Below are 26998 nucleotides of genomic sequence, written 5' to 3'. Positions count from 1 at the left end.
AAGTTCTTTCAGGTGAAGGGCGACCGCTGCTTCAGTGGAGGTGGCGATCAGGCCACACTTGCGGGAGGGCAGGCCGCACGGAGGCGAGTGTCGGCAGCGCGACGTAGAAGGTGGACCCCCGGCCCGGTTCGCTCTCCACCCAGATGCGGCCGCCGTGGCGCTCCACGATGTCGCGGCTGATGTAGAGGCCCAGGCCCAGCCCTCCGTAGGAGCGGGTGGAGGCATTGCGCGCGCGGAAGTAGCGGTCGAACAACTGCTGCTGCTGGTCCTCCGGGATGCCGATGCCCGGGTCCGTCACGGACAGCACCGCGACGTCGTCCGTCAATGACAGCCGCACGCGGATGGTGCCGCCGTCCGGGCTGTACTTGAGCGCGTTCTCCAGCAGGTTGGAGATGACCTGCTCCAGCCGGAACGTGTCGCCGTGGACGGAGACGGGCTCCCGGGGGGGCTCGAAGTCGAAGGTGTGGTTGCCCTTCTGGCCTTCCATGCCGGCGAGCGTCTGCTCCACCAGCAGGTCGAGGCGGGTGGACTCCGGGTGCAGGGACAGCCGGCCGGCCTCGATGCGCGAGGCGTCCAGCAGGTCGTTGATGAGGCCGGTGAGGCGCGTGAGCTGGTGGCGCGCGTGGCGCAGCACGCCGGGGTCCAGGTTCTCGCCGCGCTCCAGGCGGCGCTCCAGCGTGGCCAGGCGCAGGCTCAGGGGCGTCAGCGGCGTCTTCAATTCGTGGCTCGCGATGGAGAGGAAGTCGTCGCGCACGCGGATGGCCTCCTGGGCCTCGCGGTACAGGTGCGCGCGCTCCTCCTCCGCGCGTCTGCGCTCGGTGATGTCCTCGATGAGGACGCCCACGCCCAGCACGCGGCCGTCGGGAGTGCGCACGGGATAGAAGCTGCCCCGGAAGCAGCGCCGGGGGCCGGGGGCGCCCAGGTCCTCGTCGGAGACGGACTCCTGGTTCACCATGGGCTCGCCGGTGCGCAGCACGTAGCGGGGCCCCTGCTCCGCGATGGCGCCCGGCTCCCCGAGCAGCTCCGGCAGCGTGCGGCCCGGGTGGTCCTCCGCGGGGATGCCATTGATGCGCGCGAGCGTTTCGTTGACGCGCACGTAGCGCAGATTGGTGTCCAGGAAGCCGATGCCCACCGGCGCGCTGCGCACGAGCAGGTCCAGCTGGGCCAGGTTCTCCTCGCGCTCGGCCTCCACGCGGCGGCGCTCGGTGATGTCCTCCACGATGCCGACGCCGCCCTCCACGACGGTGCCGTCCTCGGAGTAGCAGGGGGCGAAGCGGATGCGGACGGGTATCTCCTTGCCGGTGGTGAGCGCGCGGTAGTCGCCTTCGTAGTCGCAGGCACGGCCGGCCAGTGACTCGCGCACGCAGGTCATGATGCCCTCGTCGCGCAGCGTGAGGAGGTTCAGGCCCACCAGGTTGCGCTTCGACGTGCCGATGAGGCCCGCGAAGCGCTCGTTGCACGCGGTGATGACGGGATTGCGGTCGAAGTGGAAGATGCCCAGGGGCGCGTTCTCCACGAGCAGCCGGTAGAGCCGGTCCGCCGTCTCCTGGTGCGAGGCCGCGTCGGGGCCGCCGGGGATGTGCTCCACCGGCTCCTCCAGCGAGTCGATGACCTCGTGCATCCGGCGCAGCGTGAAGACGATGCGCTCATCTCCGTCCAGGCCGGTGGCGCCCACGGTGACCTCCACCTGCAACTCCACACCGTCGCGCCGCCGGGCGAAGACGCGCGTGGGCCGCCCGCCGAGCGCCTTGCGGCGCGACAGCAGGTAGCGCGGCAGGCTGAGGCCATGGAAGTGGTGCAGGCGAGGCGGGAAGAGGTCGGTGATGGGCCTGCCCACGAGCTGCTCGCAGTCCCAGCCCAGCAGCCGCTCCGTCGCCGCGTTGACGTGCAGGATGAGCTCCTCGGGGCCGCACGCGATGATGGGGTCCACCGCGGCGTTCAAGATGGCTTCCAGCTCCCGTGCGGCTCCTCCGGCCATGCCTCGCTCCTGGTGGGACCCGGCACGCGTCTCTTCCGCCGCGTGGCCGGCCCTGCCGGGAGGTGGGGTCTCCCCGGCGTTGGCGGGCGCGCGTCTTGGCGCCCGTGCGCGTTCCCTTTGTCTACAGGTACACACTGTGGGCCGGAACGGCGCGGTGAAGCCGGAGGGCAGGACGCTGACAGCGCCCCTGGAGGCCGGGCGAGCGGGCGGGTACAGGAGGGAGCATGCGCGAATCCCGAACCGCCGCCGTGCTGCTCGCCGTGTCACTGCTGGGGATGGCCTGTGCCAGCACCCAGGGCACGCCGCCGGCGGCGCAGAGCCCGCTCATCCACAAGAGCGAGGCGGTGGGCGCTCCGAAGCCCGAGGCGTTGCTCGTGGCCCTGCACTTCTCCGGCTCCACGCCCGCGTTCTGGGATGAGCCCATCCAGTCACTGGGCATCCCCGTGCGCACGCTGCTGCCCCAGGGCCCGAGGCCCCGCCGTGACGGCTTCACGTGGTTCCAGGCGGACCACGAGGAGAAGACGTGGGAGGGGAAGACGGAGGACGTGGAGCGCATGGCGGAGCGGCTCGCGGAGTTGATCCGCGAGGTCCGGGCGGCGCACCCGGAGCTCCGCCGCGTCGTGGTGACGGGGTTCTCCTACGGGGGAGACCTGGCGTGGATGCTGGCCATCCGGCACCCGGAGCTGGTGGACGCGGCGGTGCCCATGGGGACGCGGCTGCTGGGCGACCCGGTCCAGGGGCAGCCTGTGTCGCGGAAGGTGCGGGTGCTCCAGGGAGAGCAGGACGCCATCATCCCCGTGCAGCACACGCGCGAGCGGGTCGCGGAGCTGAAGGGCCGGGGCGTCCCCATCGACGTGAGGACCTACCCGGACCTGGGCCACGACGTGTCGCCCGCGTTGCTCGAGGACTGGCGCGCGTTCCTGCGCCAGTCGTTGCAGGGGCAGACGGACTGAAGCCGTGGCGGCTCAGCGCCGACGCTTGGGCGGCGTGCGGCCACGCTTCGCCGCTTGCTTGCGCACAGGCTTCCGCACGGGGGCGGCCGGCTGCGCGTTCAGCGTGAACGTCTCCAGCTTCTCGCGCAGGGTGCGCGTCTCCTGCTTGAGCGCGTCCAGTTCCTCGCGCAGCGACGCGACTTCACGGGCCTGGGGCGCGCCTTCGCGCAGGGTGCGCACGGCCTCGCGGGCGTAGCGGCGGGTGCGCGGGTCGCTGAAGGTCGTGCCCTCCAGCGCGGGCAGCAGGCGACGGTCGCCCAGCGTGGAGGCCGCGTCGCAGACCGCCAGTTGCACGCGGAACTGCGGGTCGCGCAAGAGCTGCGCGAACAGGTCCACCGCTTCGCGCTTGCGGTTCGCCACCTCCGCCAGCTTCGCCACGGTGCTCACGGCCGCGCGGCGCAGGAACGCGGGCTGGCCGTACGCGGTGCGTGCCACGGCCACCGGGAACGCGGCCGGGTCCTGCGTCTCCGCGAGCCCGTCCATCGCGCTCGCGCCGATGACGTCCTGGAATGACGGCCTCGCGGTGGCGGCCTCCAGCAGGGGCAGCGCATCCGGCGCGCGCACGCGCCCCAGGGCCCGTGCGGCCTCCGCCTCCACGAAGTAGCTGGCGTCACCGGCCTCCAGCACCGAGCGCAGGCTCCCTGCCGCCTCCACGTCGTGGCGGAACTCACCCAGCGCGGCGACGACGGCGCGGCGCACGCGCGGGTGCTCGGTGGCGACCGCGTCCAGCAGCAGCGCGCGAGCCTCCGGCGTGCGGATGCGGCCCAGCGCCTTCGCGCACGCGGCGCGAGTGGCCCAGAACCGCTTCGCGTCCTTCAGCGCGCGGCCCAGCGCCTCCACCGACCGCAGGCCTCCGTCCTTCCCCAGCGCGTGCGCGGCCTCCGTGCGCGCGCGGGCCTCAGGGGCATTGGCCAGCTCCTCGCGCCACAGCCCCACGGCCTTGTCCACGTCCAGCGTGCCCAGCACGTCGCGGCGCGGATCCACGCGCACCTGCGTGGGCGCGGCGGGGCAGGGCAGGTGGAAGCGGTGCTCCGCGTCCGTGAGCTCCAACCGGTGGCGTGTGTCCTCGCCGTTCACCGTGACGGCCACCTCCAGCGGGAGGCGGAAGACAGGCGTGCCCGAATCCGTGCGCTGCGTCTGGCGCACGGTGATGCGCAGGCGCGCGTCGTCCGCCTCGTAGCGGACCTCCACCTTCAGCTCCGGGTGACCGGGGGAGAAGACGTACTGGTCGAAGACGGGGTCCAGGTTGTGGCCGGTGGCCGCCTCGAAGGCGCGCGCCAGGTCCACCGTCTCCACCACGCCGTGGCGGTGGGACGCGACGTAGTGGCGCAGGGCGCGCATGAAGAGGTCATCCCCCACGCGGCGGCGCAGCTCGTGGAGCACCAGCCCGCCCTTCTCGTAGAGGTGGCGGTCGAACAGGTCCATGGGCGCCTGGAACTTCCGGGCGACGATGGCGCGCGCGTAGCGCTCGCGCGTCTCGGACAGGTAGGCCTCCAGGTCGAGCGCCCGGTGGTGGTCGGCCTCGTCCCGGTTGTCGCCGCGCTCCTTCCAGAGCACCTCGAAGTAGGTGGCGAAGCCCTCGTTGAGCCAGCCGTGGGGCCAGTCGCGGCAGGTGAGCAGGTCGCCGAACCACTGGTGCGCCAGCTCGTGGGAGATGAGCGGCTCGGCGTTGTAGTCCAGGTGTGCCCGCGCGTCGTGCAGCACGGTGTCCACCAGCGTGGTGGCGGTGGTGTGCTCCATGCCGCCCAGGATGAACTCCGTGACGAACACCTGCGCGTAGCCGCTCCACGGGTAGGGCTCACCGGTGATGGACTCGTACGCGGAAATCATCTGCGGCGTGCGCGCCACGCACCGGAGCGCGTCCTCGCGGCGCCCCTTGGGGAACAGGTAGCGCAGCGGCGTGGTGCCGGCGGTGTCGGTGGCCTCGTCGAACTCGCCCACCACCAGCGTGACGAGGTAGGGCGCGTGCGGCTGCGCCATGCGGTGGTGCTGGGTGCGCCGCTCGCCGGTGGTGACGTCGCTGACGAGCACGCCGTTGGACAGCGACGTCATGTGCGCCGGGAAGGTGGCGATGACCTCCGACGTGGCCTTCTGCGCGGGCGTGTCCAGGCAGGGGAACCAGCATCTCGCGTCGATGTCCTGGCCCTGCGTCCACGCCTGGAGCGGGCGGTCGGGGTAGCCCGCGTCGGGGCCCCAGAAGTAGAGGCCGCGGCGGGGGCGGGCGCGGTAGGTGAGCGCGATGTCGCACGCCTGGCCCGCGTCGAGCGCGCGAGGCAGCTCCACGCGCACGTGCGCGCCGGAGTTGGAGAAGGTGACGGAGCGGCCGTCGACGCGGGCCTCGGTGACGTCCAGGTCCACGGCGTCGAAGGTGACGGTGGAAACGGTGCGGACGGCGGACACGCGGGTGGTGCAGGTGCCGGCCAGGGCGCGCTGGGCGAAGTCCAGGTCCAGCTCGATGCGCACGTGCTCGGCGCGCACGGGCCGGGGCGCGGCGTAGTGCTCGGTGGCGCCGGGCAGGCTGAACGGATGCGGGTCGGAGGACCCGGCGGCGGCGACGGGGGCGTGGCGGTGGCAGCAGCGCATAGGGGAGGGTGACTCTTTCGCAAGCCCGCCCCCGGGTCGAGCCGCTTCGAACCGTGTCTTGTCGGAATTCCTGGGCCCGGACCCGTCAGGTTGGAAGGGGAACGGGTGGGGGCCGGGGCGCGAAGGGCCTAAGATGGGAGGACCGTGCAGGCCGTTCTCTACTTCTCCGACAAGCAGGTCCGCGAGAAGCTCTTCTCGTTCGTGGACGCGGCGCAGGGGCTGCTGCTGGTGGCGGGGGTGCGCCACGGCGCGGTGATGACGCGTCCGCCGCAGGCGCGCGAGCCCTTCGCGGCGCTGGAGGACCTGTTCGGGCACGTGCTGTCGCAGGTCATCGTGGCGGACGAAGGCACCACGGAAGGCATGTGGAGGGATCCGCTGGGGGACCTGGGCGACCGGCTCTACCCGGAGGACAAGAAGCGCGCCTACGCGGCGTCCACGGGCTACGTGCTGCTGGAGGACGGCAAGCCGCGCGCGGTGGTGCGCAAGCACGCCAGTCCCGCGGAAGACCTGTGGTTCCTCCAGGAGGCCCTGAGCCGCCTGTCTCACAGCATCCCCGCGCCCGACCCGGAGAAGCGCCCCGGCCACCGCCGCCCGGAGCCCGCGCCCAGGGCCCCGCCGCGCTACGGCCCCGCGAGCGACAGCGGAGCGCCGGAGGAACCCGCCGATCCCTGGCGCCGCTCCAGCACCCGAGGTGACGCGTCCTCGCGAGGCAATGCGGGGGCCCGCCCGGGTTCGGGCAGGGCTCGCTCGGCGCAGGCCGACGAACCCACGCCCCCGCGCGGCAGCCGTGCCGTCGCGCCCGAGCCCGAGACGAAGGACCCCTGGACGGTGCTGGGCATCGAGCGGGGGACCCCCAGGGACGAGGCGCGCAAGGCGTTCCGCACGCTCATCGCGCAATACCACCCGGACAAGGTGGCCCACCTGGCGCCGGAGTTCCATGCGCTCGCCGAGCGCAAGACGCGCGAAATCCTGGACGCGTGGGAGGCGCTGGAGCGCGACGCGGGTTAGTGCACCGTGCGGCGCGGCTTCGTTCGCGAGGCGCGCTTCAGCCGGGCCTCCAGGTAGTCCTTCAACACCACGGCGTTGTTGTGCTCGGTGTCGCGGGCGCCGTAGAGCAGGGTGACGCGGCCCTGGCGCGCGGCCTCGAGCAGCGGCTCCCACGCGTCGTGGTGAGCATCCAGCTCGCGGGTGTACCGGCGCCGGAACTCGTCCCAGCGCGCCACGTCGTGGGCGAACCACCGCCGCAGCTCCGTGCTGGGTCCCACCTCGCGGGGCCAGCCGTCCAGGTGGAGGTCCGCCTTCTTGCGCCCCCGAGGCCACAGCCGGTCCACCAGGAAGCGGGTCTCCGCCCGAGGGTCCGAGCCGTGCTCGTCATAAACGCGCTGGAGTCGAATCATCGTCGCGAGCCTCCGAAAGGACACGCTGCCCACGCGAGGCGCGCGCGGGGAGTACCCGGCGGGGACGCGGCGGCCCGCTTCTCAGGTCACCAGCGCGGGCGTCGGAGCCTCCAGCCGGAAGCGCGCGATGAGCGGCACGTGGTCTGACAGGCCGTGGAAGCGGCTGGTCAGGTCTCCGAAGGGCCGCGTCTCCGTCGTGTCCAGCCAGCTCACGCCGCCACCGGAGAACAGGTGGTCCAGGTGCATGCGCATGTGCATGAAGCCCGCGGTGGGGAAGGCGCGGGACAGGGTCGGGTTGATCTGCCCCACCGACGCCTGCGCGCACGTCAGGTGCGCATCCCCCGTGAGATAGCGGAACACCGGCGACGACGGAGGCGAGTTGAAGTCCCCGCACACCACGAACGGCTCCTCCTTCGCGTGCAGCCCGATGAAGCCCGTGAGCTTCTTCGCCTCGTGGAGCTGGTTGACGCCGCAGCCCATCTTGTCGCGCGTGGCCCAGAACTCGCGGGCGAACGGCGTGGGCAGGCTCAGGTGCGTGTTGAAGATGTGGAACGCGCGCTGGTCCGAGCGGCGCAAGACGCGCATGTGCGCGCAGATGCGGCTCTGCTTGCGCTCCTTCAGGCCTTGCACGTGGTGGTGCGTGATGTGCTCCGGCGCCTCCACGTTGTGCCGGTCCACCTGGAGCGTGCGCGTGTTGACGAGCATCGCCAGCCCCGTCGTGTACAGCGACAGCTCACCCACCTTGTAGTGGTGCGCGCGGAAGTAGAACGCCTCGTAGGGCATCTCCCTCCCCTGGAGGGCGAACGTCTCCTCCACGCGTTCCATGAAGGCTTCCAGCTGCGTCTCACCCGGGCGGGTGGGCCGGTGGACGATGTTGCTGCGCAGCGAGGAGGTCTCCACCTCCTGGAGGCAGACGACGTCCGGCAACGGGTCCAGGGTGGCCAGGGCGGCCGCCACCCGGCGCTTGGGGCCCAGGGTGCTCGCGAGCCCCCTCAGCATGTGGCCGAAGTAGCGGACGTTGTACGTGACGATGCGTAGCGCTGACGGCTCCATGTACGGACGCCACCTCCCCATGCCTCGCGGCGAAAAATGGGAAGCCCCGGGACAAACGTCCAGGCCTCCCCGCTCTCTTCACCATGGGATGCGTTCGCGCCATCCGCGATGTGCCGACAAGCGGACGCAGGGCTCGTCCGCCCGCCTGCTCACGGAGCGGGCTTCACCCGCACCATCGTGTCCAACAGGTGCTCCAGCGCGCGGTCCGGGTCGTCACACAGGCCCGCGTGTACCGGGCCCGTCTGGAGCATCGTGCTCCGCGGCGCCACCAGCCAGTGCCAGCGCTCCTTCTGCGGCAGCCGTCCAATGGGCCCCGCGTCCTTCCCGCCCACGCACACGCGGCGGAAGCTCTCCAGGTGGCCCGCGAGCAGCTCCACGTCCGCGTCCGGTGACAGCGCCTTCAGCCGCGCCACGTCCAACTCCACGCGCGCCCCCAGGAAGCGGTGCTGCACGCAGAAGAGGACGACGCCCACGTTGATGAACTCCTCGCGCTCCACGCGAGGCACCAGCCGGATGATGGCGTAATCAAACGAGCTGGGCGTGGGCACGCGTCGCCTCCTCGATGAACCCCGGCGCCGCTTCCAGCCTGCGCATCAGCCACGTCACGTACGCCGCGCGGTGCTCCGCCGTGGACGCGAACGCGGGCTCCTGGCCCAGCCACGCCTCCGGAATGGACCCCACGATGCGCTCCACCACCTCCCGCGTCACCCGCTCGCGCAGCAGGTCCCCGGCCTCCGCCAGCCCGTGCGCCCACGGCAGCAGCACGTGGTCCTTGATGGGCGCGAACCGCGTCTGGCTGCGCTCCTCCCATCCGTCCCACGAGTGGTGGAAGTACATCGCCGCCCCGTGGTCGATGAGCCAGAGGTTGCGGTGCCACACCAGGAGGTTGGGGTTCTTCGGCGTGCGGTCCACGTTCGTCACGAACGCGTCGAACGCCACGATGGCGGACGCCACCTGCGCCTCCGGCACCGGCACCGCCAGCGGGTCGAACGTCACCGAGCGCGGCAGGTAGTCCAGCGCCAGGTTCAACCCCGCGCTCGACTTGAGCAGCTCGCGGATTTCACTGTCCGGCTCGTTGCGCCCCAGTGACACGTCCAGCTCCACGAACACCAGCTCCGGAACGCGCAGGCCCAGCACGCGAGCAATCTCTCCCGCCAACAGCTCCGCGATGAGCGCCTTGGCCCCCTGGCCCGCCCCACGGAACTTCACGACATAGAGCCCCGCGTCGTTCGCCTCCACGATGGCGGGCAGCGAGCCCCCTTCGCGCAAGGGCGTCACATAGCGCGTGGCGGTGACCGTCCTGAGCATCACTCGTCCTCGACAGTTCCCGGGCACTCCGGGGGTGGCGGCTGTACCACGGCCCTGCCCGCCGGGGAACACGCCACACCCCCATCCACCTTCCCCGCGCACCGCCGATTCAGTTGCGCGCAATTAAATTGTGCACTATATATTCCCCATGTCGACGGATGACTTCCTCCGGCTGGACCTGCAGCTGTGCTTCCCGCTCTACGCGGCGTCGCGCGCGATGGTGCAGGCCTACACGCCGCTGCTGGCGAAGCTGGGGCTCACCTATCCGCAGTACCTGGTGATGCTGGTGCTCTGGGAGACGGACGGGGTGACGGTGAAGGAGCTGGGGGAGAAGCTGTACCTGGACTCGGGGACGCTCACGCCGCTGCTCAAGCGGCTGGAGACGCAGGGTTTCGTGCGCCGCGAGCGTTCCACGGAGGACGCGCGGTCGGTGACGGTGTCGCTGACCGCGCAGGGAAAGGCCCTGCGCCGCAAGGCCGCGTCCATCCCGGAGGCCATCGTCTGCCGCACCGGTTTGACGCTGGAGGAGCTGTCGCGGCTGCGCCGGGACATCCAGCGGCTGTTCGAAAAGGTTTCCTCACGCAGCGCTTGAGACACACGCGGTTTCCAACCACGAAGTCACGAAGGAGCAACACCATGGCCCCGGTCCAGATCTCGCCGCTCTACTCCACCACCGCCATCACGCACGGCGGCCGCAACGGCAAGTTGCTCCTCGAGAACAGCCCGCTGGACGGCCTGGAGCTGGCCATGCCGAAGCAGCTGGGCGGCTCCGGCAAGGAGACGGCCACCAACCCCGAGCAGCTCTTCGCCGCGGGCTTCTCCTCCTGCTTCGAGAGCGCGCTGCGCCTGGTCGCGGGCAAGGCCGGCAAGAAGCTGGATGAGAAGGCCGGCGTGAAGGCCACCGTCACCATCGGCAAGACGCCGGACGGCGGCTTCGGCCTGGCGGTGGAGCTCACGGGCATCCTCCCGGGCATCCCCCGCGAGGAGGCGCAGAAGCTGATGGAGGCGGCCCACCAGGTGTGCCCGTACTCCAACGCCACGCGCGGCAACATCGAGGTGAAGGTCTCCGTCGCGGAGTAGTCCTTCACGGCTGGCGGAGGCAGGGCTAGACCTTGCCTGCCTCCACGACGCGCACCGTCTCCGCGCCGTCGAAGCGCGCCTCGAAGATGGGCAGCCCCTTGGTCAGGCTCTTGCGCGGATGGCCCGGCCCTGCTCGGCGACGAACTGCACTGGCACCCGAGGCGTCATCGCGCCGCTGGCGCGCAGCTCCGCCTTCCATTTGCGCTGGAAGAGGACGGAGCTCGCGGGCTCAGGTGGCGGAGTCGGCATGGGCGCTCGGGGTGGAGGTTGGCAGGAGCGCCAGCAGGTTGTTCTGGATGCTCTGGCAGATGGTATCGAGCGGCAGGTCGTTGTCGTCCGTGCCGAAGGGGTCCTCAATCTCGACGCCAATCTCTTCGATACCAAAGAAGACATACGCGACGAGGAACGTGGCCAGGACTGTCACCCAGCCAAAGGTGTCCACCAGCGCGAAGGGTAGGGTGAAGCAGTAGAGGATGAGCGCGCGGCGCACGTGCAGCATGTACGCGAAGGGCATGGGCGTGCGGTGGATGCGCTCACAACCCCCCAGGTAGTCGATGAGCTGGTGGACGTTCTGGTCCAGCTGCATCTGGACGTACTCGGGATAGAGCCCCTGGCGGCGGCCCTCGTCCAGCACGGCGGTCATCCGGCGGGCCACGTTGAGGGGCACGTGCTGGGCCTTGAGCGCGTCCGCCACCTCCCCGGAGGGCAGGGTGTCCGTGTGGGGGCCCAGGTGCCGCTGCTGGCCGCGCAGCCACGCGGCGGTGGCGAAGGGGAACATGGCCGTCCAGCGCACCAGCGTGACGAACAGCTCCGTGCGGCCCAGGAAGGGCTCTGACGCGCGGACCAGGTTGCGCGTCTCGTTGACGATGCCGCCCCAGAGCTTCCGGCCCTCCCAGAAGCGGTCATAGGAAGCGTTGGTTCGGAACACGAGCAGGAGGCTCAGCGAGATGCCCGCCAGCGTGTGCACTGTCGGGGGCACGCCCACGTCGCGCACGTGCTTCGAGAAGCCCACCACGGCCGCGGCCCAGACAACGCATATCAACACTCGGCCGACGATCTCCTTCACCATCGAACCGCGCAGGTAGTGGAAGTAGCTCCACCATCGATGCGGGTCATACTCAACCATGTAGGGGATACCCTCCGGAACGGGAGGCGCATGCTAACCGCACCGCGACGCGTCGCGGGCAGTGCTTTGCGAGATTGCGGATGCCAGACGCTTCGGGTGATGGCCGGGCGTCGGGGGCTTCAGCTAAGGAGGAAGACGGTCCGTCCACTCCCTCGTCAAGGAGGCGTCTTCCATGCGCCGTCACCTCACGCCCCTGCTGATGTTCCTCGCCGCCACGGCGAGCGGTTGCAGCTTCCTGCGCACGGACGTCCTGCTGGACACGCTCAACACCCCGGACTCGTCGAATCCGAAGGACGTGCCGGTCCGGGTGCCGGCGGTGGAGCGTGTGGCGGGGCTGACGCGCGCGCAGCTGACGGACTCTTATGTGGACCCGGCGCGCGCGGGCGCGTGGATGGAGGCGCTGGGCGCGTCTCCGGAGGCCGTGCTGGACATGTCGGCGTGCCTGGTCCAGCACGCGGGCAACGACTCGGCGTCCTGCTATGAGAACGACGCGCGCACGGGCTACGTCGACCGGACCGTGAAGGCGTCGGCGTGGGGCGTGCCGATGCCCGCGCAGTCCCTCCCCGTGGCGGCAGCGGCGGCGGAGGAGGTGGACGCGGAGCGCTTCCTCGCGAACGCGATGGGCATTGGTCCGTCGCTCGCGGCGTTGCAGCAGTCGCTGGAGGTGCCGTTGACGCGCGAGGTGCTCGCGCAGGGCATCCAGCGGGGCGCGGCGTCCGCGGCGGCGTACGTGCGGGCGCGCTCGTGGCGGCGCGACCTGCAGCGGCCCAGCAACGCGGTGGTGCTGAGCGGCGGCGGGGCCAACGGGGCGTTCAGCGCGGGGGCCATGTGGCGGCTGTTGGGCATCCTGGAGCAGTGCCGGGGCAAGCCGGCGCCGGAGGGGTGCGGAGACGCGCGAATCGACCTGGCGGCGGGGACGAGCACGGGCGCGCTCATCAGCACGTTGGTGGACCTGTTCCACACGCCGGGCCAGGAGGCGAACGCGCGGCGGCTCTTGCTGGGCAACTACACGTGCACGGTGGAGTCGGACCTGTACTGCGTGAACTCCACGTGGCTGTGGAACCTGGCGGAGGACACGCGGGGCCTGGTGAAGTTCGACGGCATCTATACGAAGCTGGATCAATTCATCCAGCCGGCGATGTTGCACAACGGCACGGAGCTGGTGTCGGTGTCGGTGGATTTCCAGACGGGCGACGTGTTCAGCGTGAGCGACCAGGACCCGGCGGACTTCAAGCCGGGCGCGTCGGACCACCTGCGCAAGGGCGGGATGATTCACGCCATCGTGGCGTCCATCGCGGAGCCGGTGCTGTCGAACCCGGCGGGCAAGCTGCCGTCGGCGGCGGGTGACCGCACGGGGACGTACTACGACGGCGGGGTGCGCTCCGGGCTTCCACTGCTCCAGGCGGTGGAGCGTGGGGCGGAGCGCGTGCTGGTGATTTCGACGGGAGGGATGAACCCGTCACCGGCGATGGATCCGAAGAACGCGATGAGCGTGCTGATGCGCACCATCGATTTGTTCGTGGCGCAGCCGCGCGTGGCCGAGGTGCAGCAGGCGGAGCTGCTCGCGGTGACGCGCCGGCTGGGCGAGTACAACGTCTGCACGCTGCGCGGCGCGACGGAGGACTTCTGCCGCCGCAAGGGCACGGGCTTCCAGCCGCAGATGGTGGGGCCGGGGGCGGGGCAGGCGGTGTGGATGGGCTCGGCGCGCTTCGACCAGGTGGCGAGCAGCTGGCGCAGCACGTGGATGTTCAAGCCGGAGTCGGGGTTGGCGACGGCGAGCGGCTACTCGTTCACGCCGGAGGTGATGCAGCCGCTCTTCGTGGCGGGCGTGGAGTCCATGCAGAAGCGCTGCAAGGAAGTGCTGTCCCTGTTCGACATCCAGGGCACGCTGGCGGCGCAGGAGTGCGCGCGCCAGTTGGTGGAGGTGGCGGACGAGGCGCGCGAGGCGCTCCCGTCCGTGGCGCAGTGCCGCGCGGACAAGCCGGAGCGCCGCACGTGTGACTGACGCGCGCTACCTGCCGCCGTCGATGACCCACTTGCCCCAGCCGGCGAGCGCGGTGCCGTCCTCGGGCACGCGCTTGCCCTTGGGCGGGGAGCGGTAGACGGCGTCGGCGAGCGGGATGAAGCGGGCCTCGTCCGCGAGTCCGTTGAGCGCGGCGCCCCAGGGGTCGGCGGCGTAGGTGGTGACCTGCACGCGGCGCTCGGCGCCCTCGCCCGCGGGCGCTTCGAGGACGAAGGCGGGGATGGGGTGCTGGGCGACGGTGAACGTCTCCCGGCGCGGCGGCGCGGTGCCGGCGGCGACGGGAGGCCACTGCTGCGGCTGGCTGATGGCTTCGCTGACGGCGGCGAGCAGGGCCTCTTCCAGGGGCTGGGGCTCGGCGTCGCGGAAGTCGGCGCAGGGGGCGTCGCCGGTGGGGCCGGTCAGCTCCTTGCGAAGGACGAAGCCGCGCTCGGCGCCCAGGCAGACGCGGCGCACGGAGGGCGTGCCGGAGAGCTCTTGGCGCACGTCGTACCAGGTGCCCGGGCCCCAGGGCCGGTCGAGCACGGGCACGTTGCCCGCGGCGTCGGAGCCCTGGCGGAAGGACACGAGCGTGAGCTGCTGGCTGCCGCTGGCGCCGAAGCCGGAGAGCGTGGTGCTGGCGTCGAGCAGGCCATGGGTGAGGTACAGCGGGCCGGGCTCATTGGCATAGAGGCGGTTGTGGAGGGGGCCGTCGCTGGGGCGGCGGTCGTCCAGGAAGCGGCGGGCCTCCCAGGTGCGTCCGGCGGCGGTGGTCTGTTCGGCGGAGCGCTGGCCGCGGTGCTCTTCCTTCCAGGGCTGCGTCTCCTCCATGCGCATGGGCAGCACGCGAGGCTGGGAGAGGCGCGGGTGGGCCAGGGGCTTGCCCTGATCATCCGTGAAGGTGACGGTGAGCCACGCCCAGGGCGCCTGGACGGAGACGACTTCCAGCGTGACATGGCCGGCCACGCCCACGCCGGTGTCCGCGCCAGGGCGGCCCCGGTGGGCGGAGAAGGCGTACTCCACGCGGTCGCCCACGCGGGCGCGCTGCCACGGTGAGGGCGTGGCGTCCGTGTTGGGAACTCCGGCGTCCAGTACGGAGGCCTCGGTCGGAGCGGAGGCGTCGGGCTGTTCGGTGGCGGTGGTGCCGTCGGAGGGGGAGACGGCACGAGGCTTCATGCTCTCGCAGCCCGTGGTCAGCAGGAGCGCGGAGCACAGCAGGAGGGGAGCGCGGAAGAGGGGGCGTCGCATGCGGTCGCTAGATACACGGAGCGCCGCGTGGAGCCGCGTGGCCGGTGGGATTGCGTGCGGGAGGAGCGTGTCCTTCTCGACAGGACCCGCCGTGTCGGGTCCGTCCCAGCAAGTCACCCCGCAGGCCGAACGCCCGACGGCCCGGTCCCTTTGCATGGCCGGGCTCGATTGACACTGTCAGACGCCGCGCCGATATTATCACCAGGAGATGGTGATGATTTCTGGCGCGCATCTAGAACTGCGTCCCTGGCGCAGGTTGAGCGTTGAGGAACTCGCGGCGCTCGCGGAGGTTCCGAGCCGGCGCATCTGGCAGGAACTGGAGGAGGGCATCCTGCCCGGCCGTGCGAAAGGCCGTTCCAGGCACTGCTTCGGGCCTCGGGACGTCTTCTACTTCCGCCTGGTGCGACACCTGGAGAAGGCGCTGACGTTGAGCCCGAGTGTGCGCCGTGAACTCCATGAGGCGATTGCCGGCGTGCATGACGACCGCGAGTCGCATGCGTCGCCGTGGCGCAAGACCGACACGGGATGGGAGTTCACCTCCGTCCAGGCGAGCTTCGACGCCCGGCAGCCATTCGCTGAATCGGTGAAGCAGGTGCGCCTGTTCATCCACGGCAAGCGGCGCATCGAGTCACGCCCGGATGTCCTGGGCGGCGAGCCTGTCTTCAAGGGCACGCGCATCGCGGTCCGGCACGTGGGAGACCTGCTGTTGAAGGGCGTGCCGCGAACCGAGGTCAGGGAGGACTTCCCCCGGCTGGATGACGAAGACCTCGCCTTCGCGGTGCTCTTCGCGCAACTTCCCCGCCCGCAGGGGCGCCCGCGCAAAGCACTCGTGTCTCGTCGAGAGGGCGCCTAGTCTGCCTTTTCGATGAAGTTGCTGGTCGATGAAAACCTCTCTCCCAGGCTCGCGGTGCGTCTCCATGCCAAGGGCTTGGAAGCCGCGCATATCGTCCACCTGGGAAAGGCCGGCCTGACGGACCCCGAACTCTGGCGTCTGGCATTCGAGCGCAGCGAGGTGGTCGTCACCACGAACGTGGGAGACTTCATCGTGCTCGCGCGGGATTGCGAACTCCACGCGGGCATCATCGCCTTCCGCGTGGCCGGGCTCAGTTCCGAGGAGCAATGGAGGCATCTGGAGCCTGTCGTGGACCACGTGCTCCAGCAGCAACTGGATCTCACCAACAAGCTGGTCGAGGTGTGGGCAGTGGGTGAGTTCACCGTCAGCGACCTTCCGGGGCCTTGACCTGGGATTCCTCCAGCCACGTGCCCCAGCGGATGAGCCGACTGTCGGAACGGTATTCGCGCGCTCCTCCTTCGGACTGTCGGTACACCCCTTCCGAGAGCCGGTCGAAGCGCACCTCCATGGGAAGCCCCTGGAGCACGGGACTCCACAGGTCCGTGGGATAGCTCCTGGACCGCATCCAGGAGGAGCCACCGCTTTGATAAGCAGGGGCTTCTTCGAGGTACGCCACCACGGACGCCTGTCCCAGTTGGACCCGCACCTTCCTGGGGAGGGGGGCTCCGTAGTCACGAGGCGGCCAGGTGGGAATGTAGACGGACTTGTTGACGAGGCTGATCAACGCATCCTCCAGCGCAACGACCTCCGCGCCCTGGAAGTCATCACACCGGACTTCGTCCTGCGGTTCTCCCCAGGCCTTGCGCAGCAGGTAGCCCTGTTCCGCGCCAAGACAGACACGCTTCCTGACGTCACCCCAACTGGCGCGCTCCAGTGTCTCGTACCAGGTGCCCGGGCCCCAGGGGTTGCCCATGACAGGAGGGGTTCCCTGGACCGTGCCCGAGCCTCGCTGGAACGACACGAGCGCGAGTTGATGGCCCGCGGACATGCTGTAACCCATCGAGGAGAAGGAGACCTCGAGCAACCCGTTGGTGAGATAGAGCGGCCCGGGAGTCGTGGCGTAGAGCCGGTGCTGCGTGGGGCCGTCCCCCGGAGAGTCGTCGCGGGCAAGCCGTCGGGCGATCCAGTGCTGACCGGCAGCGAAGGCCCAGAGGCGGGTGGTGCTGGTGCTGCCATCCTCGATGGGGTCGGGAGGATTCTCTGGGGCCTGGCCCATGCGCATGGGCAGCACGAAGCCGTGGCTCAGGAACGGATGCGGATGGGGTTGGCGGTCATTCCGGGTCACCCGAATGAAGAGCCAGACCCAGGGGGACCGGACAGCGATGACCTCCACGAAGAGCTGGCCCGCCGAAGCGCTGGTCCCCCGGCGCGAACCGACCCGGTCCGCGTGGAAGGCATATTCCACGCGGTCGCCCACGCGCGCGTCCTGCCAGGACGTGGGCGCTTGGCCCGAGGTGCTCCCCCGAGGAGCCTCCGTCACGGTACTGACGCCCCGCGGCCTGGATGTCCCGCAGCCCATGAGCAGGACCAGGGCCCCCATGGCCCACGCGATGAATCCCTGGCGAAAAGACTGTCGTTGCATCTGGCGGACGCCCCCTGTCTGCCATTGACGCACGGACCGGCTTCCGGCGCCAGGGGCCTGACAGCAATGGCGCTACTCCACGGAGATCTCCCGGTAGACCACGTCACTGGGGCCCAGCCGGTTCACGGTGTCGACGAAGCGCTCGGAGACGACGATGCGGGTGGTGTCCTCCACGCCGAAGAGGTCGAGGCCTGCGGGAATGGATTCACCCAGCAGCCAGCGCTCCGGTGGGAGTCGGAATCCGTGGCTCCCGCAGTCATCGCAGGTGGGCACCCGGTCGCGGTCCTGGATGCATGCGGGATGCAGCTTCACCAGGGGACGCGCTTCCAGTTCGTATTGCGGCAGCTCCTTCGTGCGGCGGTTCCGCAGCTCCGCCCGGACCGGGATGATGCCTTTCAGCCCTGCCTCTTGAAGCGCTGCGAGCGTGTCCTCACGCACGAGGACCTGCCACGAAGGCATCGCGGTGACGGGGCCGAACCGGCCCATCGCCGTTCCCACGAGCGGTCCCAACCTGCATCCCGGCTCAAGCTGAATCTCTGGGGGAACGAAGGGGAGGACCAGGGCCTTGCGTCGCTCATACTCCGCACGCGTCTGCGGCCAGATGCTCTTCAGTTCATCCTTTTCGGGCAGGGTGGACAGGTCCACTGACGGGTATGCCGTCATGACTCCCCAGGTCTCACAGCGTTGGCAGAGGACGCTTGGCAGGAACCATTGGCGCTCGGCGCGGTAGGACCCACTCCAATGGAAGGAGTCGAGGTCCCTCGGTGTGGACACTTCGAAGTAGCGCATCTGTCAGTCCCCTACCGGGATGGGCGCGAGGTCCACCTGCTGCCAATAGGTCATGGTCAAACCAAAGAGACCGTACTTCTGAATCATCAGGGAGGCGTAGTCGAAGTGCTGCTCTCGGCTTCCCCTTTGTCCCTGGTCGTCAATGAAGATTTGCCAGTCCTGGTTCCAGGGACCGCCGCCTGCTCCACGGTGGATGCGCCTATGCAAGTCCGCATCGATGGCGATGACGTACTGATGGATGTCGATCAGCTTGGCATCGAAGTGGTTCTTGAACGCCTGCGGGAAGATGTGGTGCCGCTCCTTGGGCCGTTTCGCCCACTCCTCCATTGCCTTCTGCCGCTTCACCTCGCTGGGCAGCTGTTCACGCGGATACCAGTGGAACACCATGACGGGCATCGCATCGCCCGGAAGGCCCTGCGCACTGCCCCACGTCCGCTGTGGCCCACTCCCGGGTGCCACGAACACCGGCGGCGCGACTGCGCTCCGCGTGCGCACCACGCGACCCGGCTCCAGGTCCTCGCACCGGAACAGCGCGCAGGTCCCATCCACGCACCAGGGCGCGAGGCACTGGTCCTCGTCCCCATCCGCGCATTCACTTCCAGTCTCCGCCTCCGCCCACAAGGCCTCCGGCGAGAACGCCGGAGCAGATGACGTCGACGCACAGCTCCAGAGCAGCCCCAGCAGCAGCCAACGCAGTCCGCGCATGCATCTCCCGGGAATGACGCTCCGTGGAGCATGCCAGGATCGCCACCCCCACCCGGAGTGGAACCCCATCCCCCGGCACTGCTAGACCATGGCCCACAGTCACACCTCACCCGGAGCCCCACGCATGCCTTCGCCCCTGTCCATCCGCCGTGTCGTCCTCTACAAGCACGGCGTCGGCTACTTCGAGCGCCGGGGGAAGGTGACCGGCAGCGAGACCGCGCACCTGGACTTCAAGGCGAGCGACATGAACGACGTGCTCAAGTCCATGACCGTGCTGGACCTGAACGGCGGCTCCGTGTCCGCCGTGAGCTACGACTCCACCAAGCCCCTGGAGCAGCTCCTCTCCGAAGCCACCATCCGCATCCCTGAACACGGCAGCCTCACCGCGCTGCTCGGTCAGGTGAAGGGCGCCCGCGTCCGTGCCCGCGTCGGCGGCGCGCAGGTGGAAGGCGCCATCGTCGGTCTGGAGTCGCTGCCCGTCGTCCAGGGGGAGGCCAGCGTCGTGCGCCCCTTCCTCACGCTGCTCGTCGGCGCGTCGCTGCGCACCTTCGACGTGCTGGAGCTGGGCGAGCTGGAGTTCCTCGACGAGGCCGTGCGCAAGGACCTGGAGTTCTACCTGGCCACCGTCATGTCCTCGTACAAGAAGGACTCCAAGCGGCTGTCCATCCTCACCGCCGGAGAGGGCTCGCGCGAGCTGTTCGTCAGCTACGTTCTGGAGTCCCCCGTGTGGAAGACCAGCTACCGCATCCTCCTGGATGAAGGACAACCGCCCCTCCTCCAGGGCTGGGCCATGGTGGACAACACCGGTGACGAGGACTGGGTGGACGTGGAGCTGTCCCTCATCGCCGGCCTGCCCGTGTCCTTCGTCCACGACCTCTACAACCCCCGCTACATGCGCCGCCCCGTCGTGGAGGTGCGCTCGGAGACCGGCGTCGCGCCCGTCATCCCCGAGGAGGCCTACGAGAGCGCCCCCGCCGAGCCCATGATGGAGTCCGCGGACGACGGCTCCTTCGGCTCCGCGGACATGGCGTCCACCATCATGCCCGCCATGGCCGCGCCTCCGCCGGCCCCCCGCATGATGCGCGCCAAGGGCGGCCCGATGATTGGCGGCAGCGGACGCGGCGGCATGCGCGAGGCGCTGGAGCAGAGCACCGCGGTGACGACGCTGACCAAGGAGGTGGGCGACCTCTTCGAGTACGGCGTGGACCGCCCCGTCACCGTGCACCGCAACCAGAGCGCGCTCGTCCCCATCGTGCACCGCCCCTTCGAGGGCCGTCGCGTGCTGCTCTACAACCGCTCCACGCGTGAGAAGAACCCGATGTCCTGCATCGAGTTCAAGAACACCACCGGCCTCACGCTGGAGGGCGGCCCCGTCACCATCACCGAGGACGAGACCTACGTGGGCGAGGCGATGCTCGACACGCTCAAGCCCGACGACGTGCGCTTCGTCCCCTACGCCGTGGAGCTGTCCTGCGCCATGTCCGTGGAGGAGGACCAGGAGGATGGCCCGGTGTTCCGCGCGCGGCTCAACCGGGGCACCCTGGTGGTGGAGTTCTTCCACCAGCGCCGCACCAAGGTCCTCGCGCGCAACAAGGCGAAGCGCCCCCAGGTGCTCTTCGTGGAGCACCCGCGCACCGGCTGGGAGTTGAAGGACACGGTCGCCCCCGCGGAGACCACGGATGGCTTCTGGCGCTTCAAGCGTGAGCTGGCCCCGGGCACCTCCGACACGCTCGTCATCACCGAGCGCACCAAGGGCCACCGCCAGTACTACCTCGGCAACCTGGGCCTGGAGGAGGTCACGTTCTTCCTCGACTCGCGCTACATCGATCCGCGCGTCGCCCAGGCCCTGCGCGACGTGGTGGCCATGCGCGAGAAGCAGTCGAACGTCGCCCGCGACATCCAGCGCCTCAACGAGGAGCGCACCCAGCTCTTCAAGGACCAGGAGCGGATCCGCTCCAACATCGACTCGCTCAAGAGCGGCGCGTCCCAGCGCGAGCTGGTGGAGCGCTTCGTCACCAAGCTCAACGCGCAGGAGGACCGGCTGGAGAGCATCGGCCGGGAGCTGGAGCGACTCGAGCTGGAGCGCACCCGCCTGCAGGCGGAGACGAACCAGCGCATCGAGTCGCTCTCCTACGAGGCGGACCTGTAGCTACTTCGCGTCCGCGCGGAACACCTCGCGGCCCGCGACCACCGTCAGCCGGACCTGCCCGGTGAGCAGGTCCGCCGGGGGCGCGTCCACGGGGTCCACCGACAGCGCCACGAAGTCCGCGTCCATGCCCGGCATCAGCCGGCCACGCTGTGCTTCCGCGAAGGACGCGTAGGCCGCGCCCACCGTGAAGCCCTCCAGCGCCTCTTCACCGCTCAGGCGCTGGTCCGGGTGCCACCCGCCCAGGGGCTGGCCGCTCGGGTCCTGCCGCGTGCGCGCCGCGTACAGCCCCGCGAGCACGTCCGGCCGCTCCACCGGGAAGTCGCTGCCCAGCGCCAGCACGGCGCCCGCGGCCTTCAGCTTCTGCCACGCGTAGGCGTTCTGGATGCGCTCCGCGCCCACGCGCTTCTCCGCCCACGGCATGTCGCTGGTGGCGTGCGTGGGCTGCACGCTCGCCACGAAGCCGTTCGCGCCCAGCCGGGTGATGTCCTCGGCCGTCATGATCTGCGCGTGCTCCACGCGCGGACGCGCGGCCTTGGTCCCCGTGGCCGCCAGCTCGCGCGACAGCGTGTCCAGGAGCAGCGTGTTGGCGCGGTCGCCAATCGCATGCGTCGCCACCTGGAAGCCGCGGCCCACGAAGGCGTGCACGCGGAAGGCGTACTCCTCCGGGGACAGCAGCAGCAGGCCGCGGTGGCCGGGCTCGTCGCTGTAGGCCGCGCCCAGTGCCGCGCCCCGGCTGCCCAGCGCGCCGTCCAGGGTGAGCTTCACCGCACGCATCGTCAGGAGCTTGCCCTGGAAGGGGCCGTCCTTCAGGTACTGCACGCGGTCATCCGTCTGGCCATCCGCCATGGCGTAGACGCGCAGGGGCAGGGTGCCCGCCTTGTCCCAGGCCTGGAACAGGCGGAACGTGCGCAGGTCCATGCCCGCGTCGTGCACGCCGGTGAGGCCCACGCGCGCGCAGTGCTCCAGCGCGGACCGCATGCGCGCTTCGTGCTGCTCCTTCGTGGGCAGGGGCAGCGCCTTCAGCGCCAGGTCCATGGCGTTGTCGATGAGCACGCCGCTGGGGTCGCCCTCCGGCAACCGCTGGATGGTGCCGCCCTCGGGGTCCTTCGTGTCACGGGTGATGTTCGCGCGCTTGAGCGCCGCGCCGTTGAGCCACAGCGCGTGCCCGTCGATGCGCCACAGCACCACGGGCGTGTCCTTCAGGTGCTCGCCCATGTCCGCGAGGGTGGGGAAGCGCGGCGTGTCCCAGTCGTTCTGGTCCCAGCCCTGACCCACCAGCCAGTCACCCTGGTACGCGGTGGCCGGAGCCTTCTCCAGCCGCTGGCGCACCTCCGCCAGCGACGCGGTGCCCTCCAGCCGCACGCCCGCGAGCGCCTGGCCCAGCCCCGCCAGGTGCCCGTGCGAATCCGTGAGGCCCGGGACCACCGTCGCGTCACCCAGCTCCACCACGCGCGCGGTGGCGCCCGCCGCGGCGAGCACCTCCTCGCGCGTGCCCACGGCCAGCACCTTGCCGTCCCGCACGGCGAGCGCCTGGGCCTCCGGCTTCGCGGCATCCAGCGTGCGGATGCGTTTGGCCACGTACACCGTGGGCGCGTCCGCGACCGCGTGCTCCGCGGGCGTTCCCTCCGGCACGCGCCGCGAACAGCCCGCGCCCGCACACAGGACCAGCGCCCCCAGCATCCAACCGAGACGTCCTCGCATCATCCGCGCACCCGCCATGACCGTTCGTTCGCCCGGGCAGGAAGGTCCCGGGACATCGCGCGCGGCACTCTGACGCACGCCCCGCGCGACGGCCAGTCCCGCGAGTCACCGCTGGCTAGCGCCCCACGCGCAGCGTGTATGTGTAATCAATGGGCGTGCCGAAGGGCGCCAGCGCCTGCACGCGCACCACGTGCTCCCCCGGGGAGAGCTGGAGCATCAGCCACCACCCGTCCGTCACGCCGCGCTGCTCGCCTCCCACGAGGCACGGGTCCGGAATCTTCCCCACGAGGCTGGGGTCCGCGTCGAAGGTGAACAGGCCGCTGGTGTGACGGTGGCGGCGGGTGTCCACGCGCCGGCCATCCACGGTGACCACCAGGTCCTGCGTGCCGTTGTTGAAGTCGAGGGCGCCCTGGCGGAGGAAGTCCTCCAGCGTCTGGCCCGGCGCCGGTTCGAAGGCCGGGTCGGGACACGGATAGTCATTGATGATGACCCACAGCGGCACCAGCACCGGCCGGTTCCGGGGCACGCGGCAGGTGCGCTGATACGTGGTGTCCAGGTCGTACGTGGGGACGAAGTAGACCGGGCCGTCCTGGTCCTCGTCGCAGTCCTGCTCCAGCCGCAGCATGGGGCTGCGGTCCGCCGGCACGCGGAAGTGCCAGCGATACCACTCCTTCGCCCACGCGGTGATGGGCCGGCCGTACACGCGGGCTCCCGGCGGCAGCACCACCGCGCCCCAGTTCCGTGCTTCCAGTGCTTCATCGGAGGAGGCGGCGGGCTCCGGCGCCACCTCGTCTGGCATTGCGTCTGGCGCGCAACCCATGAGCCATCCCGTGAGCACCGCCACCGCGATGATGTGTCTCTGCATGTGTGGACCCCTCCTTGTGAAGAGGGCTCCAAACTACGGATGCGCGGGCGCGCGGGATTGTACGTGCTTGCGCGGTCCACGCCCCGCGTGCGCCGCGGCCCGGTACTCGCCGGGCGTGACGCCGAGGGTGCGGCCGAAGTGCTTGATGAGGTGGCTCTGGTCCGTGAAGCCAGCCGCGAGCGCGACCTCCGCCATGGGCAGCGCCCCCGCCAGCAACTCCTGCGCGAGCCGCAGCCGCAGGGACCGCTGGAACACCTGCGGCGTCTGGCCGAACTGACGGTGGAACGCGCGCACCAGGTGCCACGGGCTGAGCCCCGCGACGCGCGCGAGCATCTCCAGGGAGAGGTTGCGCGTGGGGTGTGACTCCAAGAGCTCCCGCGCCCGCTTCACGCCCCGCGCGCACGGGATCGCCCGCTGTCGGTGGGGCAGGCCCGCGTGCCGCCGCAGCAGCGCCACCAGCAACCCCAAGAGCCGCTCCTCGCGCTCCAACCGGGAGACGCCGCCGCCCTTCAGCGCGTCGAAGGTGACGGTGAAGCGCTCCAGCAGGGCCGCGTCCTGGAGTACGGGAGACACGAAGCCGGGCAGGGTGCCCGGGGGCGCACCGGTCTCCTCCGCCGCGCGGATGAGCAGTGAGGGCGGGATGTAGAGGATCCGATACGCCCACCCGACGCTCGAGTCCGCCTCGCGGCCCTCGTGCATCTCTCCAGGCGGCACGACCAGGAAGCTGCCCACCGAGGCCACCACCCGCTGCCCCTGCAGGTACAGCGACTCCGCCCCCGCGTCATAGGCGCACAGCGAGAAGGCATCGTGCGAGTGCTTGGGAAAGGTCCATCGGGTGTAGGCCGCCCGGTGAAGCTCCAGCCCCGGCACCTCCGGGGCTACCCAGAAGCCGTCCTGCTGCTTCGTGCGTCGCATGGCTCCCCCCCGCTGGCGTGCGCCCTTCCTGGGGAGGAAACGCACGGCGGGTGAAGGCATATCGGACGGACCGGGACACGCGGCCCCGGAGGGCGTATGGAAAGGCGGGTGAGCACCGTTACCCCTCGCGGCATCTGTTTCGACCTGGACGGCACGCTGGTGGATTCGTTGCCGGACATCATCGACAGCTTCCTCCACGGCTTCACGCACCACGGCCTGCCCGCGCCCTCCGTCGCGGAGGTGCGCGCGCTCATCGGCCAGCCGCTGGAGGCCATGTACACGCGCTTCGCTCCGGAGCACGCCACCACGCTCTGCGTGGCCTACCGCGAGCACTACCCGCTGAACTTCCACCGGCGCTCCCGGCCCTTCCCCGGCGTGGAGCGCGTCCTGCGCACGCTGCGCGAACGGGGCTACCTGCTCGCCGTCGCCACCACCAAGCGCGGCGACATGGCGCGGCGCTTCGTGGACGCGATGGGGCTGGGCGGCCTGCTGCACCACGTGCAGGGCACGGACGGCTTCCCGCACAAGCCCGCGCCGGACGTCATCCACCACGCCCTGAAGGCGCTGGGCACCGGCGGCCTGTGGATGGTGGGAGACACCACGCTGGACCTGCACGCGGGTCAGGCCGCGGGCCTCAAGACGTACGCCGTCACCTGGGGCACGCACGCCCACGAGGAGCTGGCCACCGCCACGCCCGACGAGCTCCAGCCGGACCTGGAGCGGCTGCTGCACCACCTGCCGCCGCTCGTCTGACAGCGTGGCTGGAGTCAGGCGACCCCAGGACCCCAGCATCGCGCTTGATTGAAAGGTCGTGACCATGAGGCGTCTCCGCGCTTGCGCCGCACTTCTGCTCTTTCTCTCGGCCTGTGCCACGTCGGCGCCGAGCCGGAATGAGCTGACGGTGCGTAACCCGAGGCTCGCCAACCTCCAGCGAGCAGCGGAGCTGCCATGGACTGACGGTGGACGGTGCGTCGTCCGTGAGGCTGAACAGCCTTGGCCCGTGTTGGTGGAGAAGTGCTATCGGACCCTCGACCGTGACCGGATCGAGTTCCACGACACCACGGGAAGATGCGCGGTCGCCTCCGCTGACGCCGCTGCCGTTGGAATCGGGTTCTGCGTGCTGGCGGCTCCTGAGATTGCCGTGGGCGCCGTCATCGTGCTGGGTGTGGTGGTGGTCGGCGTCGCCATCAAGGAAGCGATGGATGCCTATGAGCTCCGCCACGCCTACCCCGAAGAGGCAGGGACCTCACGAGGAACGAAGGTGGCATCCCGGGAAACCGAAGCGCAACGCAAGCCCAAGCTGAAGCCCGAGCCAGCGGGGCAGGACTGGCAGCCCCCAGTGCCGCCTGTGCCCGTGGACCGGACGGGACGCGCCAGTTGCGAACCTGTTCCGGTGCCCCACGCGGGCGAGGACGACCCACATAATGAATGTGCCGACAAGTTCCCACCCAACCGTTACCCCGGGATGGACGTGCTCGTTGGCGGAGTGCGCTTCGATGCGCTGCAAGTGGGCGTGCGCAAGCTGTGGGAGATCAAGACCCATCGATTCGACACGTACCCTGGCTTCATCCAGCGGCGGGAGATTGAGAGGGAGTTGGAGCAAATACAAAAGGAGCGAACTGCTGCTGCGGCATGTGGATATGACTTCGCCATTGGCGTGAGCACCCAGGAGCACAAAGACGCGCTTATCGAAGTGGACTTCTCACTGGATGTCGTCGTCACGGGGTGCAAACGATGACCAGGCGTAAAGCCCTCTCCCTCATTGTTTATGCGCCTCCGCTTGTAGGCCAGGACGGCCGCACGCTCGCCATCGTCCGTGGGATGGAGAAGGCGCTTCCCGGCCTGCGCCTGGAGTGGGAAGTAGGCAAAGGAGTGCGCCCCATCGCATTGCCGCAGCGCGACGCGTGGCTCGCGGAAAGGACGCAGGACGGGAGATTCCCTCTTCTGTGCAACGGGGATGAGCGTTACCCCGTGACGGTTAACGGGAGGGGAAGACCTGGACTCCTCAGCCCAGGCAGTCAGTCCCTGTCTGAAGTGCATGCAGAACTGCCACTGGACGAGCCCGTGCTCGCGGCAGCGGCGGCTTTGCTCGAGGGCGTGGCTGAGGGTGCGTGCTCGTTCTGGGGACATGCGTCGCCGTATGGTTACGGTTCGGAAGTCGCGCCGCAGTTTCGCCGATCGTCTCAGGGACCAGAGTGTTCACCCCGTGGGCTGCCCATGATCAACCTGCCAGAAAAGCTCCCGGCGCCTGAGATTCCCTGGTTCCTCGGGTGGCTGAACCATTGGTCTGCCGCTGCCGCGCGGGCCATCGGGTTCCCGGATCCGACCCGTGACGCCGAGCTGCTTTCACGGGCTCGGCGCACGGCATCGGGCGGCTGGGTCGTGCAGCTCACCGATGCGCCGCTCGACCTGGACAAGCCCGCCCACCTGGACACGCTCAAGCGGACCTACGAGCGCTTTCCGGAGATCGGCGGACGCGCAGCGCCTTGACCCGAACGCACTCCATCAGTCGAAACCGCGTCCCGAGCCCTTGAGAACCAGACAGCACTCAGGGCGTGAGAAGAAATGAGCCTTCCGACTCGTCGAACCAGCCTTGCGCTATGGCGAGCAGGAGGTTGTGGGCGACGAGTGCGAGCAACCACGCGGCTTCGGCTCGCTTGCGACCTCGTACGTGA

Annotated in this window: 26 protein-coding genes; 11 read left to right on the top strand and 15 right to left on the bottom strand. The window is 70.0% G+C overall.

Translation table 11 applies throughout. The features are described 5' to 3' along the window. Positions 1-31: 31 nt before the first annotated feature. Positions 32-1978 carry a PAS domain S-box protein gene (locus D7V77_RS02590; RefSeq protein WP_120574692.1) on the bottom strand — a complete coding sequence of 649 codons (1947 nt, stop codon included), beginning with the start codon at positions 1976-1978 and terminating at the stop codon, positions 32-34. A 224-nt stretch (positions 1979-2202) separates the two neighbouring features. Here D7V77_RS02590 and D7V77_RS02585 point away from each other — a divergent pair, with 224 nt between their 5' ends. After that, positions 2203-2931 carry an alpha/beta hydrolase gene (locus D7V77_RS02585; RefSeq protein ID WP_120574691.1) on the top strand — a complete coding sequence of 243 codons (729 nt, stop codon included), beginning with the start codon at positions 2203-2205 and terminating at the stop codon, positions 2929-2931. A 12-nt stretch (positions 2932-2943) separates the two neighbouring features. On the opposite strand, the gene D7V77_RS02580 is transcribed toward D7V77_RS02585, so the two are convergent. Then, positions 2944-5553, bottom strand: coding sequence for a M1 family aminopeptidase (locus D7V77_RS02580; protein WP_120574690.1), 2610 nt, complete (start codon positions 5551-5553; stop codon positions 2944-2946). A 144-nt stretch (positions 5554-5697) separates the two neighbouring features. On the opposite strand from D7V77_RS02580, the gene D7V77_RS02575 reads away from it, so the two are divergent. Continuing rightward, on the top strand, positions 5698-6561 hold the full coding sequence (locus tag D7V77_RS02575; protein ID WP_120574689.1) for a J domain-containing protein: 864 nt from the start codon (positions 5698-5700) through the stop codon (positions 6559-6561). Here the strand turns inward: D7V77_RS02575 and D7V77_RS02570 are convergent. The 4 genes from D7V77_RS02570 to D7V77_RS02555 form a co-directional block, all read right to left on the bottom strand. Then, positions 6558-6950 carry a DUF488 domain-containing protein gene (locus D7V77_RS02570; protein WP_120574688.1) on the bottom strand — a complete coding sequence of 131 codons (393 nt, stop codon included), beginning with the start codon at positions 6948-6950 and terminating at the stop codon, positions 6558-6560. The genes D7V77_RS02575 and D7V77_RS02570 overlap by 4 nt on opposite strands. An 81-nt stretch (positions 6951-7031) precedes the next feature. Next, entirely contained in the window at positions 7032-8003 is a 972-nt protein-coding gene (locus D7V77_RS02565; RefSeq protein WP_120574687.1) for an endonuclease/exonuclease/phosphatase family protein, read from the bottom strand. A gap of 149 nt (positions 8004-8152) precedes the next feature. Continuing rightward, entirely contained in the window at positions 8153-8551 is a 399-nt protein-coding gene (locus D7V77_RS02560; RefSeq protein ID WP_014393410.1) for a DUF3037 domain-containing protein, read from the bottom strand. Continuing rightward, on the bottom strand, positions 8529-9311 hold the full coding sequence (locus tag D7V77_RS02555; RefSeq protein ID WP_120574686.1) for a HipA family kinase: 783 nt from the start codon (positions 9309-9311) through the stop codon (positions 8529-8531). Before D7V77_RS02555 ends, D7V77_RS02560 begins: the two co-directional genes overlap by 23 nt. Positions 9312-9459: 148 nt before the next feature. Between D7V77_RS02555 and D7V77_RS02550 the strand changes: the two genes are divergently transcribed. Beyond that, positions 9460-9903, top strand: coding sequence for a MarR family winged helix-turn-helix transcriptional regulator (locus D7V77_RS02550; RefSeq protein WP_120574685.1), 444 nt, complete (start codon positions 9460-9462; stop codon positions 9901-9903). A gap of 44 nt (positions 9904-9947) precedes the next feature. After that, positions 9948-10391, top strand: a complete 444-nt coding sequence (locus D7V77_RS02545; protein WP_120574684.1) for an organic hydroperoxide resistance protein — start codon at positions 9948-9950, stop codon at positions 10389-10391. Positions 10392-10416: 25 nt separating this feature from the next. Here D7V77_RS02545 and D7V77_RS43555 read toward each other — a convergent pair whose 3' ends face one another. After that, positions 10417-10590 carry a hypothetical protein gene (locus tag D7V77_RS43555; protein ID WP_158624282.1) on the bottom strand — a complete coding sequence of 58 codons (174 nt, stop codon included), beginning with the start codon at positions 10588-10590 and terminating at the stop codon, positions 10417-10419. A gap of 30 nt (positions 10591-10620) precedes the next feature. Beyond that, positions 10621-11517: a bestrophin family protein gene (locus tag D7V77_RS02540; protein WP_120574683.1), complete on the bottom strand. Its 897-nt coding sequence runs from the start codon at positions 11515-11517 to the stop codon at positions 10621-10623. Positions 11518-11689: 172 nt separating this feature from the next. Here D7V77_RS02540 and D7V77_RS02535 point away from each other — a divergent pair, with 172 nt between their 5' ends. After that, positions 11690-13522, top strand: coding sequence for a patatin-like phospholipase family protein (locus D7V77_RS02535; protein WP_120574682.1), 1833 nt, complete (start codon positions 11690-11692; stop codon positions 13520-13522). Between the two features lie 6 nt (positions 13523-13528). Here D7V77_RS02535 and D7V77_RS02530 read toward each other — a convergent pair whose 3' ends face one another. Continuing rightward, complete coding sequence (locus D7V77_RS02530) at positions 13529-14764, bottom strand: DUF6068 family protein (RefSeq protein ID WP_120574681.1); 1236 nt, start codon at positions 14762-14764, stop codon at positions 13529-13531. Between the two features lie 214 nt (positions 14765-14978). Between D7V77_RS02530 and D7V77_RS02525 the strand changes: the two genes are divergently transcribed. Beyond that, on the top strand, positions 14979-15617 hold the full coding sequence (locus D7V77_RS02525) for a DUF433 domain-containing protein (RefSeq protein ID WP_158624280.1): 639 nt from the start codon (positions 14979-14981) through the stop codon (positions 15615-15617). Between the two features lie 12 nt (positions 15618-15629). Then, complete coding sequence (locus D7V77_RS02520; protein WP_120574679.1) at positions 15630-16004, top strand: DUF5615 family PIN-like protein; 375 nt, start codon at positions 15630-15632, stop codon at positions 16002-16004. Here D7V77_RS02520 and D7V77_RS02515 read toward each other — a convergent pair. From D7V77_RS02515 to D7V77_RS02505, 3 genes are all read right to left on the bottom strand, one after another. Further along, positions 15982-17199, bottom strand: coding sequence for a DUF6068 family protein (locus D7V77_RS02515; RefSeq protein ID WP_255424542.1), 1218 nt, complete (start codon positions 17197-17199; stop codon positions 15982-15984). The genes D7V77_RS02520 and D7V77_RS02515 overlap by 23 nt on opposite strands. A 72-nt stretch (positions 17200-17271) precedes the next feature. Further along, positions 17272-17988, bottom strand: a complete 717-nt coding sequence (locus D7V77_RS02510; protein ID WP_120574677.1) for a double-CXXCG motif protein — start codon at positions 17986-17988, stop codon at positions 17272-17274. 3 nt (positions 17989-17991) lie between these two features. Continuing rightward, positions 17992-18693 carry a TIGR02269 family lipoprotein gene (locus tag D7V77_RS02505; RefSeq protein WP_120574676.1) on the bottom strand — a complete coding sequence of 234 codons (702 nt, stop codon included), beginning with the start codon at positions 18691-18693 and terminating at the stop codon, positions 17992-17994. 124 nt (positions 18694-18817) lie between these two features. Here D7V77_RS02505 and D7V77_RS02500 point away from each other — a divergent pair, with 124 nt between their 5' ends. Beyond that, positions 18818-20842 carry a hypothetical protein gene (locus D7V77_RS02500; protein WP_120574675.1) on the top strand — a complete coding sequence of 675 codons (2025 nt, stop codon included), beginning with the start codon at positions 18818-18820 and terminating at the stop codon, positions 20840-20842. Here the strand turns inward: D7V77_RS02500 and D7V77_RS02495 are convergent, their stop codons facing one another. From D7V77_RS02495 to D7V77_RS02485, 3 genes are all read right to left on the bottom strand, one after another. Continuing rightward, complete coding sequence (locus D7V77_RS02495; protein ID WP_233596639.1) at positions 20843-22543, bottom strand: amidohydrolase; 1701 nt, start codon at positions 22541-22543, stop codon at positions 20843-20845. A gap of 115 nt (positions 22544-22658) precedes the next feature. Beyond that, on the bottom strand, positions 22659-23408 hold the full coding sequence (locus tag D7V77_RS02490; protein ID WP_120574673.1) for a hypothetical protein: 750 nt from the start codon (positions 23406-23408) through the stop codon (positions 22659-22661). Positions 23409-23441: 33 nt separating this feature from the next. Further along, positions 23442-24323: an AraC family transcriptional regulator gene (locus tag D7V77_RS02485; protein ID WP_158624278.1), complete on the bottom strand. Its 882-nt coding sequence runs from the start codon at positions 24321-24323 to the stop codon at positions 23442-23444. A gap of 108 nt (positions 24324-24431) precedes the next feature. Here D7V77_RS02485 and D7V77_RS02480 point away from each other — a divergent pair, with 108 nt between their 5' ends. From D7V77_RS02480 to D7V77_RS02470, 3 genes are all read left to right on the top strand, one after another. Next, positions 24432-25076: an HAD family hydrolase gene (locus D7V77_RS02480; RefSeq protein WP_120574671.1), complete on the top strand. Its 645-nt coding sequence runs from the start codon at positions 24432-24434 to the stop codon at positions 25074-25076. A 64-nt stretch (positions 25077-25140) separates the two neighbouring features. Next, positions 25141-26061, top strand: a complete 921-nt coding sequence (locus tag D7V77_RS02475) for a DUF6310 domain-containing protein (protein WP_120574670.1) — start codon at positions 25141-25143, stop codon at positions 26059-26061. Continuing rightward, positions 26058-26813 carry a DUF5953 family protein gene (locus D7V77_RS02470; protein ID WP_120574669.1) on the top strand — a complete coding sequence of 252 codons (756 nt, stop codon included), beginning with the start codon at positions 26058-26060 and terminating at the stop codon, positions 26811-26813. The genes D7V77_RS02475 and D7V77_RS02470 overlap by 4 nt, the downstream gene beginning before the upstream one ends. Positions 26814-26998: the final 185 nt, after the last annotated feature.

The sequence above is a fragment of the Corallococcus sp. CA041A genome, assembly GCF_003612075.1.
In the GTDB taxonomy this organism is placed as follows: domain Bacteria; phylum Myxococcota; class Myxococcia; order Myxococcales; family Myxococcaceae; genus Corallococcus; species Corallococcus exiguus.
Note: the sequence above shows the minus strand (reverse complement) of the source record. Positions and strands in the feature narration are given on the sequence as shown.

Coding starts and splice junctions, on each gene's coding strand:
- D7V77_RS02530 (WP_120574681.1), bottom strand. CDS start 14,764: ATGCGACGCCCCCTCTTCCGCGCTCCCCTCCTGCTGTGCTCCGCGCTC.
- D7V77_RS02545 (WP_120574684.1), top strand. CDS start 9,948: ATGGCCCCGGTCCAGATCTCGCCGCTCTACTCCACCACCGCCATCACG.
- D7V77_RS02515 (WP_255424542.1), bottom strand. CDS start 17,199: ATGCAACGACAGTCTTTTCGCCAGGGATTCATCGCGTGGGCCATGGGG.
- D7V77_RS02510 (WP_120574677.1), bottom strand. CDS start 17,988: ATGCGCTACTTCGAAGTGTCCACACCGAGGGACCTCGACTCCTTCCAT.
- D7V77_RS02585 (WP_120574691.1), top strand. CDS start 2,203: ATGCGCGAATCCCGAACCGCCGCCGTGCTGCTCGCCGTGTCACTGCTG.
- D7V77_RS02555 (WP_120574686.1), bottom strand. CDS start 9,311: ATGCTCAGGACGGTCACCGCCACGCGCTATGTGACGCCCTTGCGCGAA.
- D7V77_RS02540 (WP_120574683.1), bottom strand. CDS start 11,517: ATGGTTGAGTATGACCCGCATCGATGGTGGAGCTACTTCCACTACCTG.
- D7V77_RS02570 (WP_120574688.1), bottom strand. CDS start 6,950: ATGATTCGACTCCAGCGCGTTTATGACGAGCACGGCTCGGACCCTCGG.
- D7V77_RS02470 (WP_120574669.1), top strand. CDS start 26,058: ATGACCAGGCGTAAAGCCCTCTCCCTCATTGTTTATGCGCCTCCGCTT.
- D7V77_RS02580 (WP_120574690.1), bottom strand. CDS start 5,553: ATGCGCTGCTGCCACCGCCACGCCCCCGTCGCCGCCGCCGGGTCCTCC.
- D7V77_RS02485 (WP_158624278.1), bottom strand. CDS start 24,323: ATGCGACGCACGAAGCAGCAGGACGGCTTCTGGGTAGCCCCGGAGGTG.
- D7V77_RS02505 (WP_120574676.1), bottom strand. CDS start 18,693: ATGCGCGGACTGCGTTGGCTGCTGCTGGGGCTGCTCTGGAGCTGTGCG.
- D7V77_RS02475 (WP_120574670.1), top strand. CDS start 25,141: ATGAGGCGTCTCCGCGCTTGCGCCGCACTTCTGCTCTTTCTCTCGGCC.
- D7V77_RS02590 (WP_120574692.1), bottom strand. CDS start 1,978: ATGGCCGGAGGAGCCGCACGGGAGCTGGAAGCCATCTTGAACGCCGCG.
- D7V77_RS02550 (WP_120574685.1), top strand. CDS start 9,460: ATGTCGACGGATGACTTCCTCCGGCTGGACCTGCAGCTGTGCTTCCCG.
- D7V77_RS02525 (WP_158624280.1), top strand. CDS start 14,979: ATGATTTCTGGCGCGCATCTAGAACTGCGTCCCTGGCGCAGGTTGAGC.
- D7V77_RS02495 (WP_233596639.1), bottom strand. CDS start 22,543: ATGCGAGGACGTCTCGGTTGGATGCTGGGGGCGCTGGTCCTGTGTGCG.
- D7V77_RS43555 (WP_158624282.1), bottom strand. CDS start 10,590: ATGGAAGGCGGAGCTGCGCGCCAGCGGCGCGATGACGCCTCGGGTGCC.
- D7V77_RS02565 (WP_120574687.1), bottom strand. CDS start 8,003: ATGGAGCCGTCAGCGCTACGCATCGTCACGTACAACGTCCGCTACTTC.
- D7V77_RS02490 (WP_120574673.1), bottom strand. CDS start 23,408: ATGCAGAGACACATCATCGCGGTGGCGGTGCTCACGGGATGGCTCATG.
- D7V77_RS02520 (WP_120574679.1), top strand. CDS start 15,630: ATGAAGTTGCTGGTCGATGAAAACCTCTCTCCCAGGCTCGCGGTGCGT.
- D7V77_RS02535 (WP_120574682.1), top strand. CDS start 11,690: ATGCGCCGTCACCTCACGCCCCTGCTGATGTTCCTCGCCGCCACGGCG.
- D7V77_RS02500 (WP_120574675.1), top strand. CDS start 18,818: ATGCCTTCGCCCCTGTCCATCCGCCGTGTCGTCCTCTACAAGCACGGC.